At 72.1% G+C, this 13213-nt stretch carries 8 protein-coding genes; 4 read left to right on the plus strand and 4 right to left on the minus strand.

Features of this window, described 5'->3' with window-relative positions:
* Positions 1-168 precede the first annotated feature (168 nt).
* Together LNK82_RS22275 and LNK82_RS22280 are read right to left on the minus strand one after the other, a co-directional pair.
* Positions 169-858, minus strand: a complete 690-nt coding sequence (locus LNK82_RS22275) for a TetR/AcrR family transcriptional regulator (RefSeq protein WP_230568982.1) — start codon at positions 856-858, stop codon at positions 169-171.
* A 482-nt stretch (positions 859-1340) separates the two neighbouring features.
* The gene (locus LNK82_RS22280; protein ID WP_230568983.1) at positions 1341-1604 is read right to left on the minus strand and encodes a hypothetical protein; all 264 of its coding nucleotides are present in this window, start codon (positions 1602-1604) and stop codon (positions 1341-1343) included.
* A 1058-nt stretch (positions 1605-2662) separates the two neighbouring features.
* Here LNK82_RS22280 and LNK82_RS22285 point away from each other — a divergent pair.
* The 3 genes from LNK82_RS22285 to LNK82_RS22295 all read left to right on the plus strand — a co-directional run bounded on the left by LNK82_RS22285 (position 2663) and on the right by LNK82_RS22295 (position 4767).
* On the plus strand, positions 2663-3409 hold the full coding sequence (locus LNK82_RS22285) for a helix-turn-helix domain-containing protein (protein ID WP_230568984.1): 747 nt from the start codon (positions 2663-2665) through the stop codon (positions 3407-3409).
* A gap of 111 nt (positions 3410-3520) precedes the next feature.
* Entirely contained in the window at positions 3521-4015 is a 495-nt protein-coding gene (locus LNK82_RS22290; protein ID WP_230568985.1) for a hypothetical protein, read from the plus strand.
* Positions 4000-4767: a helix-turn-helix transcriptional regulator gene (locus LNK82_RS22295; protein WP_230568986.1), complete on the plus strand. Its 768-nt coding sequence runs from the start codon at positions 4000-4002 to the stop codon at positions 4765-4767. Before LNK82_RS22290 ends, LNK82_RS22295 begins: the two co-directional genes overlap by 16 nt.
* Before the next feature lie 169 nt (positions 4768-4936).
* Here the strand turns inward: LNK82_RS22295 and LNK82_RS22300 are convergent, their stop codons facing one another.
* Positions 4937-6001: a cobalamin-independent methionine synthase II family protein gene (locus tag LNK82_RS22300; protein ID WP_230568987.1), complete on the minus strand. Its 1065-nt coding sequence runs from the start codon at positions 5999-6001 to the stop codon at positions 4937-4939.
* Between the two features lie 25 nt (positions 6002-6026).
* Positions 6027-7007: a hypothetical protein gene (locus LNK82_RS22305; protein WP_230568988.1), complete on the minus strand. Its 981-nt coding sequence runs from the start codon at positions 7005-7007 to the stop codon at positions 6027-6029.
* 448 nt (positions 7008-7455) lie between these two features.
* Here LNK82_RS22305 and LNK82_RS22310 point away from each other — a divergent pair, with 448 nt between their 5' ends.
* Positions 7456-13212: a type I polyketide synthase gene (locus LNK82_RS22310; protein WP_230568989.1), complete on the plus strand. Its 5757-nt coding sequence runs from the start codon at positions 7456-7458 to the stop codon at positions 13210-13212.
* Position 13213 lies beyond the last annotated feature (1 nt).

The raw sequence follows: 13213 nt of genomic DNA on the forward strand, positions 1-13213 counted from the left end.
TCGGGCGCGGATGGAGGACGACCGCGCGCACCGCATGGTCCCGGGAAACCTTCACGGCGCTGTCGACGGACCGGAAACGGACGTCCTGTATGTCCGGAGTGGACGGTGCGCGACCTCATGGTGCGCACGTGAGGCCCCTGTGCCCTGTCCGCCGAGCCGGGGACGCGGTCAGCGCCGGGTGCCCGCGCCCGCCGGCTCCGAGTCGGCCCCGGCCTCGCGCGGCCTGCGCTTGGTCGACGCCGCCATCGAGGCGGCCACCAGGGCGGGATCGTCACCGACGCCGATGAGCAGGCCGTTGAGGATCGAGTCGTAGCAGCGGTCGGCGTCGACCGGGTCGATCAGGTAGCCGCCGAGCTCGAGGTTGACCAGGCCGTGCGACGCGATCCACATCTCGTGGGCGATCAGCAGCGGGTCGCTCTGGCTGAACCGGCCCGACTCGATGCAGCGGGTGGCGCAGTCGACGACCGTGACGAGCGTGTACCGGCCGTACTGGCGGTCGTCCTCGGTGAGGGAGAACCCGGCCAGCGACTGCCCGCCGAACATCACCGCGTACAGGTGGGGGTTCGCCTTGGCGTTCTGCCGGTAGGCGTAGCCGAGCAAGACCATGTCCGCCACCGGGTCGTCGGTCCGCCGCACCCGGGCGAACTGGCGCTCCAGGCGGGCGAAACCCTCGTGCACCATCTCCCGCACGAGCCCGCTCATGCTGCCGAAGTGCGTGTAGACGGCCATGGTCGACGTGTTGGCCTCGGCAGCGATCTTCCTGGTGGACAGCGCCTCGGCGCCGTGCTCGGCGAGGAGCCTCGCCGCGATGTCGACGAGGGCGGCTCGGGTTCCGGGATCCAGCTTGCGAGGACTCACCTTGACAGTGTTGCACAACGCCGTTATTCTTTGTGTAACGTTGTTATGCTAACCTGCGGCATCCGTGTGACTTTTCCTCGCCCCCATCGAGGGGTCACCGGCACCCGGACGAGCCCGCCGTTCCGGTCGGACGCACCCCAGGTCCGCCCGGAACGGTCGGATCGTCGCGGCGCGTGGTCAAGGGTCTCGGAGCGTGTTCGCGCTGATCGGTCGCGCGGCCGGCGGGCGGACGGCCCCGTCGGCGGCGCCGCGGCGGCGTGGCCGCGCCGACGCCCGGCATCGCGGTGACGCGGCGTGGTGGTCGTGCTCCGATGTCCGATCCCGCCCACCGCGGGGACCGTTCGGCAAGCCGAACCGGCGTCCGCGACGCTCTTGCGGTGCGGAGCTTCGTCGCGGTGGAAGCGCATGCGGTGTAGAGCGAGTGGGGAAAGCCAAGCGGGCGAAGGGGAACGGCCGACGACCGTCTACATCGGAGCGTCCCGTCACCGCGCCGACGGGCGCGGTGTGGGGCGAGGCAGCGGTCGGGGGATTGCCGCTGCCCCGCCCGTGGTGGAGCGGGCGACTCGGCAGGCCGAGCTCTCCTCCACCACCGCGGGCGCCACCGCGGAGCCGGCCTGGGGTGCCGAGTCCGCGATGGGCTTGATGAAGCTGGTCGTCCTGGCGGCCACGGAGATCGACGACGGGGACGTGGGGTCGGCGGAGCCGCAGGCGGCCCGCGGGCCGCCGACCCGCGGTTCTGCGCTCATTCCCACCTTCCCGTTTCCGGCCCCGGTTGTCGGCTTCGCCGGCGCCCGGTTGTCGGACGTTCGCCCGTGGCTTCGGTCGACGGTTCGGTTGATGTAAGGGAACCATCCCTAGCACCGTGTCCCGGCAACGCTAACGCAGGTCGCATCGGTCAAGCAAGGGGCGCTCTCACGGGTGCTCCCGGGTCGACCGGGGAATGGGGGAATCGGTCGCGAAGTCGCCGGGCATAACGCCGGGCAGTGGGCTTTCTGGGGTGGTCGACAGGCCGGTTTACGCGGTCGTGCGGAGTCCGCGGACCGCGGTGCCGGCCTGCGGGATCCCGATGTGGGGGCCGCTGCGGAAGCCTGATGGCGGTGTCCCGACTTTTCCGCCGAGTGCCGCCACCGCGGTCCCGACTCGCTGGTAGGCTAATGGAGGGAATGGTCGGGTGGAATGACCTGGCGGTGGTTACTGGCAGTGATGCCGGCCGACTTGGCATCGCTCATCAGGGCCAGGGGAGTGGTGGCCGGCGCAGTCGGCGGGATGCCTCGGGTGACAGCGCGACGCCGTTCGCGGCGATGGTCGCGACGCTTGTCAGGTGATCTGTCCCACTGCCGGCCGGCACGTGTCGGGCTCGACGGGCGTGGTTCCCGTCGGAGCGGGCAGGAGCCCTCGGGGCACGCGCACGAGAGGTCACTCTTGGTGACCAACGGCGGGCGACTTCGGTGGTCGGATGCGTCCGCGTGCGTCCGTGTGGTCCTGCCGGTTAGCCGTAACGGCCCACAGTCGTCTCGCAGATTGCGGTTCTCGTTCCCGGGTAATTACCAGCGGCACCCGGCCCTGCTAGCGTCCTTCACGGTGCGGAGTTATGGGGGCTTCGCACAAAGGCCATCTGGGGTGGTGAAGATCGGGCCAGCGAGAAGTGCCGCCGTATTCACGAAAATGGGTGGGTACGGATAGGTTCGCGCCGCACCGTCGCGGCTTTTCCAACGGCTCCCATCAGCCGGTTCGCGTTGATCCGGCTGTGGTGGCGCCGTGCCGCGAATGATCCGATCGCAATTCAGGCCGAAAGGTAAAGACTGTGCACGATGCCGTCCGTCGCGCCATCAAGCTGATGCGCTCGAACTACTACGAACCACTTACGCTGCGCGATGTCGCAGCCGCCGCGCTGGTGAGTCCGTTCCACTTCTCCCGCTTGTTCCACGCGACCGTGGGCATGCCGCCGGGCCGGTACCTCGCGGCCGTCCGATTATTCGAGGGCAAACGGCTGTTGTTGACCACGTGGATGACCGTCGCCGACATCGTCTCCACGATCGGGTACAGCAGCGTCGGCACGTTCACCACCAGGTTCACCCGCGCGGTCGGCCTCTCGCCGACCCAGTACCGCAACCCCGAGGTCAGCGGGCTGCTGGCGGCCGTCGCGCTGCCGGACTTCGACAACCCGCTGGAGACCGGCTCACGCGTGTTCAGCGCGATGCCGACGCCCCGGTTCGGCGGTAGCGGTTCGGTCGTCGGCACGCTGGAGGTGCCCGCGCACGCTGACGCCTCGGTGGTCACCGTGGGGATCATCGACGACCTGATCCCGACCATCGGTCCGGCGCCCAGCACGCTGGTCGAAGGTCCGCTCGACCGCGAGCTCGTGGTCGGCGCCACGGCCACCCGGTGCATCGCGGTGGCGTTGCGCGGTGCGCACCCCGGTCCCGGGGTGGTGCTCGCCGGTGGGCCGGGGCACACGATCGCCGTCGGCGCGGGGGAGCACCTGCGGGTCAACGTCCGGCTGCGCGATCGGGCGCAGGAGCCCGCGGCGGTCGGCGCGGGGTGGCGGTAGGCGCCGTTCCCGGCGCCCGCACCGCAAGCGTGGAGTAGATCGGTTCGCACCCGGGGAGCATCCTCGATCGGGCCGCCGGCCACGGCGGCCGGACAGCGACGGGAGGACACGTTGGCCAACCTGCACCGGCCGCCGCGGCGCCGGCTCCTGGCACCGTCCGGGTCGGGAACCGGGTACACGGCGAGCGGCCTCACCGGTGGGACACCGGCGGTGGGCGTCGGCCGGACGTCCTCCACGGGTTGTGCCGATGTGGTCGAAGCACGTCGACGGCTCGACGTCGAGCGCTCGTCGCGGGACCGCCGGTTCCGCCGAGCCACCCGCGACGGCTCGGCGACGTGCGCCGCGGTCCGCGACGGCCTGCCGTCGGGCGGTCGGCGGAGCGTGGCCGAGTTCCACACCGGGTGGGCGCAGGGAGGCCGCGTCGAGCGGGGCGTGCCGGACCTGTCCGGTGACCACGCGGACCCGGCCGCGGCGCGCGGCCGGTCGGCGGGGGTCCGACCAGGGTTGACGGCGGGCCACCGGGAGCGGGCGACCGCCGCGGCCCGGGGCGCTCGTCGAGACCGCTTGACCGAGGGGGATGGAGGAGTGCTGTGCAGAGTGCGGTAGAGCGCGCGATCGACACGATGTGGAACCGCTACCACGAGCCGCTTTCGCTGGACGACATGGCGGACACCGCGATCTTGAGCAAGTTCTACTTCTCCAGGGTCTTCCGGACGCTGACCGGCACCTCGCCCGGCCGTTTCCTCACCGCGGTCCGCCTCACCAAGGCGAAGCAGCTGCTGCTGGAGACGTCGTTGAGCGTCACCGAGATCTCGTACATGGTGGGGTACAACAGCCTCGGCACGTTCACCAGCCGCTTCACCCGCAGCGTCGGCGTGCCGCCCGCCCGCTACCGCGCGTTGTCCTTCGGCGGCATGCTGTCGCTGTCGTCGTTCTCCGGACCCGCGAACGGCACCCGGGCCGGCGCGGTGGCGGGGTGGGTCGGCGTGCCCGAGACCGGGACGCCGGTGCGCGTGTACGTGGGCGCGTTCAAGGACCCGATCGCGCAGGGCATCCCGGTCGCGTGCGACGTCCGCGACGGCGCGGGGCCGTACCGGCTGGAGGCGATGCCCGAGGGGAAGTTCCACCTGCGGGCCGCCGTGGTCGCGGTCGACGACCTCGACCCGAACCCGTCGAAGAGACGGCCGCTGTTCGTCGGCGCCACCGAGGCGGTCACCGTGTGGACGGGCCGGACCGCGGAAGCGGACATCGAGACCAGGGCGTCGTGCGCGCTGGACCTGCCGATCCTGCTGGCGCTGCCCGAACTGGACACCCGCAACTCGCCGGACGCCCAACTGGCCGTGCCTTCTCCGCGCTAGCACGCTGATGCTCCTCCTCCTCGAAACCGGCCCACCTGTCCGCTCGGCGCGCCACCGGCCGCGCCGAGCGTCCCGTGTGGACAGGGGTGCCCGAGCCGCCCGGGCGGGGCTCGCCGACGCGACGACGCCGGCACGACCGCACGGCCGTGCCGACATCGCGCGGCGCCGATCAGACCCCGAGCGCCTCCGTGGCCAGCCTCGTGCCCTCGACGCGCGCGGAGACCTTCGCGAACGCCGTGTCACGCGAGGTGGAGGTGTCGTCGGCGAACGGGGCGAACCCGCAGTCGTCGCACGTGCCCAGTCGCTCCACGGGGATGAACTCGGCCGCCTCCAGCACCCGGTCCCGCACCTCCTCGGGCGTCTCCACCCGGGGATCGATCGGGTCGGTCACGCCGATGAAGATCCGCGCGTCGGCCGGCAGGTGCTCCTTGATGACCGCGAGCACCCGACGGCGGTCGGGCTCGCTCGCCAGCTGCACGTAGAACCGGCCGGCCTTGATCCGGAACAGCTCCGGCAGCAGCTCGGCGTAGTCGACGTCCGCGCTGTGGGTGGAGTCCCAGTCGCCGCCGGGGCACGTGTGCACGCCGATCCTGGCCCGGTCCGCCTCGGAGAACCGCTCCAGCACCGCGTTGTTGAGCGCGACGAAGTCGCGCAGCAACCCGCCCGACGGGTCGAGCTTGAGCGACAGCCGGCCCTCGGTGAAGTCGAGCTGCACCACGGCCGCGCCCTCGTCCAGGCAGGCGCGGATGTCGGCCTCGGTCTCGTTGACGAGGTCGGCGGTGAACTCGTCGCGCGAGTAGCCGTCGATCCCGTCGGCCGGGTAGAGCAGGCTCAGCGCCGACGGCGCGATCACCGGCTGCTTCACCGGCAGCGACGTGAGCCGTTGCGCGTTGCGCAGCTGGTCCACGGCGTGCGCGGCGTAGCGGAACGGTCCGCTGGTGAGCACGGGCAGCTGGCGGGTGTGCCCGTCGGCGAACGGCACGACCGGCCCGCCCGCCGCCAGGTCGGGAATGCCCGCCACCGGGTAGGTCAGGAAGCTCGGCTTGTCCTGCTCACCGTCGGTGACCACCGGCGAACCGGTGGCCTCGAACCGGCTCACCGTGTCGGCTAACGCCTTCTCGGTCAGCGCGCGCAGCGCGGCGGCGTCGATGCGGCCTTCCGCGTGGTCGCGAAAGCCCTGCACGAGCTCCGCGGGACGCGGGACGCTGCCGATCGGCTCGGTCGGAATGCCCATGGTGTCCTTGTTCCCCTCGAAGTGATCAGGCCCAGGGAGCCGTCGGGTACCAGGGGATGATCTCCCGCCGGGCCAGCAGCCTGATGTCCCAGTACATGAAGGTGAAGACGCCGGCCACGATCAGCGCGACGGCCGTCACGGTGGCGATCCTGCTCGGTTTGGCGGAGAGCCACCGCTGCAAACGGCCGCCGGTGAAGTAGGCCAGCGCGAGGAACAGTAGGGCCATGATGATGATGTTGCCAACCGACTGGAGGGTGAACGCGGCGGCTCCGTACAGGGGGTTCCCGCTCTCCGCCGCGTCGCGGAACATCTGCCGGAACAGGCCGAACGGGCGGCCGATCAGGAACCCGCCGATCAGCACGCCCATGAACACCATCGGGGCGTTGGGGAACCGCTGGGAGATCTTGCGGAACGGGTCGCGCACCAGGCCGAGCGCGGCGAGCCCCAGGTAGACCATGACCAGCCCGATGACGCCGAACACGATCAACGACTGGATGCTGCGGCTGCTCAGCGTGCCCGGCGCGTTGGCCGCGGTGGAGAACTGGGGCATGCGCGTGCCGATGATGCCGACCAGCACGCCGTAGAGCGCGGACACCGGGATCATGCCGACGGACAACCACCCGATCGGCTTGAGCGTGGCGGCGAGCTTCGCCCACCGGGTCTGGGTGGAGCCGAGCATCGGCGCGACGGCGCCGAAGGCGGCGATGTTGCACGCGGTGAACGTGCCCGCGATGCCGCTGACGAACGCGAACGCGATGCCCGCCGCAATGCCCTGGATGGGTGTTTCCTTGGCGTCGTGGCCCAGCAGCGTGTTGGCGACGTTGTCACCGATCACCGAGTCGACGAAGTGCGCCGACCACACGACGGTCAGCAGGAAGCCCGCGATGGAGGCGAGCAGGACGATGAGCCCGCGCCTGCGCGGGAAGTTGCCGGTGACGAACGTCGACGTGCCGACGGTCGGTGTTGGCTCCAGTCGTTCTTGTCGGGTGGTGCCGGTGCGCGCCATGTGATCCCTCTCCGGAGCGGTGCGGTGCGGTCGACGGGTGCCTGGTGACCAGCGCCTTTGGTGGGGCCCGGGAAGCATCTCAGTGTGATGCAACGTGGATTTCTTCGATCGTGCGCACTTGCTGGGCCGAACGGATCCACCTCGTCGGGCCACGGTCCGGGCGGCCGGGGTGCTCCGCGGATCCGCCGGTCCCCCGGGGTGGGTCGGAGGCGGACGGTCGAGGTGGGCGGGCGCGGCGGTGTGACCGGGCCGTTGCGCGGAGAAATCGAATCACGCTGTTATGGAAAAGCGCAGGTCAGAGGGCAAAGTAGGAGAAGCAAGCCGTCGGTTGGTCGTGCAGTATTAAGTCGAGCACATTTTCCGAAGTGCCGTGGGCCTTTGTCGTGTATGCGCACGGCCGTTTAACGGATTATCCCGAATCCCCGATGTCCACAAAGACGGTGAAAGCATGAGCAGTGAGCGGATCGCAATCGTCGGCATCGGCCTGCGCTACCCCGATGCCGGTTCCACAGGGGAACTGTGGGAAAACGTACTGGCCGGTCGTCGGGCCTTCCGCAGGCTGCCCGACGAGCGGATGAACCAGGCGGACTACTACTCCCCCGACCCCGAGGCGCCCGACCGCTTCTACAGCACGAAGGCCGCGGTGCTGCGCGACTTCGAGTTCGACCGCGTCCACTACCGCGTGGCGGGCAGCACGTTCCGCTCCACCGACCTGACGCACTGGCTGGCGCTCGACGTGACCGCCCAGGCGCTGGCCGACGCGGGTTTCCCCGACGGCGAGGGCCTGCCGAAGCGGTCCACCGGCGTGGTGCTGGGCAACAGCCTCACCGGTGAGTTCTCCCGCGCGAACATCATGCGGCTGCGCTGGCCGTACGTGCGGCGCACGGTCGCCGCCGCGCTGGCCGGCAAGGGCTGGCCCGAGGACGAGATCGCGGGCTTCCTGAGCGAGCTGGAAGTGGACTACAAGGCCCCGTTCCCGGAGATCAACGAGGACAGCCTGGCGGGTGGCCTCGCGAACACGATCGCGGGCCGCATCTGCAACTACTTCGACCTGCGCGGCGGCGGCTACACCGTCGACGGCGCGTGCTCCTCGTCGTTGCTGTCGGTCGCCACGGCCGCCAAGTCGCTGGTCGAGGGCGACATGGACGTGGCCATCGCGGGCGGTGTCGACCTGTCGATCGACCCGTTCGAGGTCATCGGCTTCGCCAAGACCGGCGCGCTGGCCAAGCGCGTGATGAAGGTCTACGACAAGGACTCCAACGGCTTCTGGCCGGGCGAGGGCGCCGGTTCGCTCGTGCTGATGCGCGAGGAGGACGCGCTGGCCAAGGGCGCGCGCATCTACGCGACCATCGCCGGCTGGGGCGTCTCGTCCGACGGCAAGGGCGGCATCACCCGCCCCGAGGCCGACGGCCACCGCCTGGCCCTGCACCGCGCCTACGGCCGCGCGGGCTACGGCCTGGAGTCGGTGTCCTACTTCGAGGGTCACGGCACCGGCACGGCGCTGGGCGACGAGACGGAGATCGAGGCGCTGTCCTCGGCCCGCCGCAACGCCGACCCGAACGCCCGGCCCGCCGCGCTGAGCACCGTCAAGGGCAACTTCGGGCACACCAAGGCCGCGGCGGGGGTCGCCGGACTGATCAAGGCGGCCCTCGCCGTGCACCACCAGGTCATCCCGCCGGGCACGGGCCACTACGACCCGCACCCGAAGCTGACCGCCGACGACGCCGTGATGTACGTGCCGGTCGAGGCCGAGTTGTGGCCGGAGGACCAGCCGGTGCGCGCCGGCGTGTCGGCCATGGGTTTCGGCGGCATCAACACCCACATCGCCCTGGAGGCCGCGCCCGACGCGCCCCGCCGCGAGCAGCTCGACGTCCGCACGAAGGCGTTGGTCGCCGGTCGCCAGGACGCCGAGGTGCTGCTGTTCGACGCGCCCGACCGCACGACGCTGAAGGACCGCGTCGCCGAGGTCGCCGCCCTGCTGCCGAAGCTGGCGTTCGCCGAGCTCGGCGACCTGGCCTCCGCGCTGGCCGCGCGGCTGACCGGCTCGGCGCTGCGCGGCGCGGTCGTGGCCCGCACGCCCGAGGAGGCCGAGCGCAAGGTCGAGAAGCTGATCGTCGCGGTGAGCGAGGGCGCCACGCTCTTCGACGCCGCCGACGGCGTGTTCCTCGACGAGCGGACCGCGGAGCCCCGCCTGGCGTTCCTGTTCCCGGGCCAGGGCTCGGGCCGGGGCGTGGTCGGCGCGATGCGCCGCCGCTTCCCCGTCGCCGAGGAGGTCTTCCAGGCCGCGGGCCTGCCGACCGACGGCGACCAGGTCGCCACGGAGGTGGCGCAGCCGCGCATCGTCGCCGGTTCCCTCGCCGCGCTGAACGTGCTGCGAGAACTGGGCATCCAGGCGCACACGGCGGTCGGGCACAGCCTCGGCGAGCTGTCCGCGGTGCACTGGGGCGGCGCGCTGAGCGCCAACCGGGTGCTGTCGCTGGCCGCCGAGCGCGGTCGCGTGATGGCGAGCGCCAGCAAGGGCGGCGGCGCGATGGCCGGCCTCGGCACGACGCCCGAGCGCGCGCTCGAGCTGGCGGCCGGCGAGGACGTCGTGATCGCGGGCTACAACGGCCCGGCGCAGACCGTGCTGTCCGGCCCGGCCGAGGCCGTCGACCGGGTGTGCGCGGTGGCCCGGGCCGCGGGCGTGCAGGCGACCCGGATCAACGTCTCCCACGCGTTCCACTCGCCACTGGTGTCCCCGGCGGCGGAGGCCATGGCGGAGCGGCTGGTCGACTTCGACTTCGGCCGGCTGATCCGCCCGGTGCACTCCACCGTCACCGGCGACGTGCTGGACGCGGGCACCGACCTGCGCGAGCTGCTGCGCGACCAGATCACCCTCCCGGTCCGGTTCCACGAGGCGGCCGGCAAGGCCGCCGCGGTGACCGACCTGGTCGTCGAGGTCGGCCCCGGCCGCGTCCTCACCGGCCTGCTGGAGGAGATCGCGCCCGACAAGCCCGCGCTCTCCGTCGACACCGACAGCGGTTCGCTCACCTCGCTGCTGACCGTCGTGGCCGCGGCGCACGTGCTCGGCGCGCCCGTCCGCACGGAGGTCCTGTTCAACGACCGGGTCATCCGCGACCTGCCGCTGGACGGCTCGATGACGTTCCTGGCGAGCCCCTGCGAGACGGCCCCGGCCCTCGACTCGAACGTGCGCTCGGCCGAGCAGGCCGCCTCCGCGGCGGCCAAGGCGGCGAAGTCCGAGGCGACCACGGGTTCCGACGGCGAGTCCACGCTGGAACTGCTGCGCCGCCTGGCCGCGGAGCGCGTGGAGCTGCCGCTGGAGGCCATCACCGCGAACACGCACCCGTTGGACGACCTGCACCTGAGCTCCATCACGGTCGGCCAGCTGGTCAACGAGGTCACCCGCAGCCTCGGCCGCCCGGCCCTGGAGGGCACGACCAACTTCGCCACCGTGCGGATGGGCGAGCTCGCCGAGCTGATCGACAACCTGGCCGACACGGCGCACACCGACGAACGCGACAACGGCGAGGTGCCCGGCGTCGCGCCGTGGGTGCGGCCGTTCCTGGTCGAGCACGTCGAGCGCGAGCTCCTGGCGGCGACGCCCGGACCGGTGGGCGAGTGGACCGTCTACGCGCCCGAGGGCCACCCGCTGGCCGAGCCGCTGAAGGCCGGGCTGCCCGGCGACGGCGTGCTCCTGCTGCTGCCGCCGGAGGGCGGTGACGCGCACGTCGGCCTGTTCCTGGAGGCCGCGCGCGACGTGCTGGCGTCCGGTCGCAGGCTCGCGGTCGTGCAGCACAAGCTCGGCGCGTCGGGCCTGGCCCGCACGCTGCACCTGGAGGCGCCGCACATCCCGGTGACGCTGGTCGACCTCGCCGACGACACCGACGCGGTGCGCCGGGTGGCGGCCGAGGTCGTGGCCACGACGGACTTCTCGCAGGCCCGGTACGACGCCGACGGCGTGCGGACCGTGCCGGTGCTGCGGGCGGTGTCCGGCCAGGCCGAGGGAACGCCGCTGGACTCGGACGACGTGCTGCTGGTCACCGGTGGTGGCAAGGGCATCACGGCCGAGTGCGCCATCGCCATGGCCACCGACTCGGGCGCGTCCCTGGCGCTGATCGGCCGGGCCGACCCGGCCGCCGACCCCGAGCTGGCGGCCAACCTCGCCCGGATGACCGCGGCGGGCATCAAGCACCGCTACGAGCGGGCCGACGTGACCTCCACCGAGCAGATCGACGTCGCGGTGGCCAAGTTCCGCGCCGAGCTGGGCGAGGTGACCGCCGTGCTGCACGGCGCGGGCCGCAACGAGCCCAAGGCGCTGACCGGACTGTCCGAACAGGACTTCCACGCCACGCTGGCCCCCAAGATCGCGGGCCTCAACGCGGTGCTCGCCGCCGTCGACCCGGAGCGGATCAAGCTCCTGGTCACGTTCGGCAGCATCATCGGCCGGGCGGGCCTGCGCGGCGAGGCGCACTACTCCACGGCCAACGACTGGATGAGCGAGCTGACCGTCGACTTCGGCGTGAAGCACCCGCAGGCCAGGGTGCTGGCCCTGGAGTGGTCGGTCTGGTCCGGTGCGGGCATGGGCGAGCGGCTGGGCGTGGTCGAGGCGCTGATGCGCGACGGCATCACGCCGATCTCCACCGACGCGGGCATCGCGGTGCTGCGCGAGGTGCTGGCCGACCCGACCGTGGGCCCCGTGCTGGTGGTCTCCGGCCGCGCCGCGGGCCTGCCGACGTTGGAGATGGCGAGCACCGAGCTGCCGCTGGCCCGGTTCGTGGACCGCGTGCTGGTGCACTACCCGGCGGTCGAGCTGGTCACCGAGGCCGACCTGTCCGACGGCAGCGACCCGTACCTGGGCGACCACCTGCTCGAAGGCGACCTGCTGTTCCCGGCGGTCATCGGCATGGAGGCCATGACCCAGGTGGCCAGTGCCCTCACCGGGTACGACGCGCCGCCGATGCTGGAGGACGTGGAGTTCCTGCGGCCGGTGGTCGTGCGGCCGGGAGGCTCGCTGACGGTGCGCATCGCCGCGCTCGCCCGTGACGCCGAGACGGTGGACGTGGCGATCAGGGCCGAGGACACCGGGTTCTCCGCCGACCACTTCCGGGCCCGACTGCGGTTCCCGCGGCCGGCGATCCCCGGCGACGTGGTCGACGGCGCTCCCGCGCTGCCGCTGGTGCCGGTCGACCCGGTCACCGAGCTGTACGGCAGCGTCCTGTTCCAGGGCAAGCGGTTCCAGCGGTTGCAGGGCTACCGGCGGGCGAGCGCCCGGCACGCGGTGGCCGAGGTCGCCACGACGTCCGTGGCCACCTGGTTCGCGCCGTTCCTGCCGCAGGACCGGATGCTGGCCGACCCGGGCACGCGGGACGTGATGATGCACGCCATCCAGTGCTGCGTCCCCGACGCCACGCTGCTGCCGCAGAGCGTGGAGCGGCTCTACCTGGCCGCGCCGGTGGACCAGTTGGCCCAGTACGTGGTGCTGGACGCCCGCGAGCGGTCGCAGGACGGCGACAGCTACACCTACGACCTCGACGTGCGCGATCCCGAGGGCCGGCTCGTCGAGCGGTGGGAGGGCCTGGTGCTGCGGGCCGTGCGCAAGCGCGACGGCGCGGGACCGTGGACGCCGACCATGCTCGGCTCGTACCTGGAGCGCTCGCTGGAGCGGGTCCTGGGCGGCAGCCGCGCGGTCGTGGTCGAGCCCGACCCGACCGACGCCTCGCCGGAGCGCCGCGCGCAGACCGCGCTCGCGCTCAGCCGGGCGCTGGACCGCCCCGTCGAGGTGCGCTACCGGCCGGACGGCAAGCCCGAGGTCGACGGCGCCGAGGTGTCCGCGTCGCACAGCGCGGGCGTCACGTTCGTCGCGGCGGCCGCGGGCGGCACCCTCGGGGTGGACGTCGAGGAGGCCGTGGCCCGGTCGGAGGAGGACTGGTCCGGTCTGCTCGGCGACGACCTGATCGCCGTGCGCGACCTGCTCGCGTCCGAGGTGGGCGAGACGGCGGCCGTCTCCGGCACCCGCGTGTGGAGCGCCCTGGAGTGCCTGCGCAAGACCGGTTCCACCACGCAGGCGCTGACCGTCGACCGGGTCCACCCGGACGGCTGGGCCGTGCTGTCGACCGGCGACGCCAAGGTCGCCACCTGGGTGACCACCGTCATCGACCGGGCCGAGCCGGTGGTGTTCGCGGTGCTCGTGGGCAAGGAGAGCTGAC

The organism is Saccharothrix luteola, from assembly GCF_020859565.1.
GTDB lineage: Bacteria > Actinomycetota > Actinomycetes > Mycobacteriales > Pseudonocardiaceae > Actinosynnema > Actinosynnema luteola.

Coding starts and splice junctions, on each gene's coding strand:
- LNK82_RS22280 (WP_230568983.1), bottom strand. CDS start 1,604: ATGAGCGCAGAACCGCGGGTCGGCGGCCCGCGGGCCGCCTGCGGCTCC.
- LNK82_RS22300 (WP_230568987.1), bottom strand. CDS start 6,001: ATGGGCATTCCGACCGAGCCGATCGGCAGCGTCCCGCGTCCCGCGGAG.
- LNK82_RS22305 (WP_230568988.1), bottom strand. CDS start 7,007: ATGGCGCGCACCGGCACCACCCGACAAGAACGACTGGAGCCAACACCG.
- LNK82_RS22310 (WP_230568989.1), top strand. CDS start 7,456: ATGAGCAGTGAGCGGATCGCAATCGTCGGCATCGGCCTGCGCTACCCC.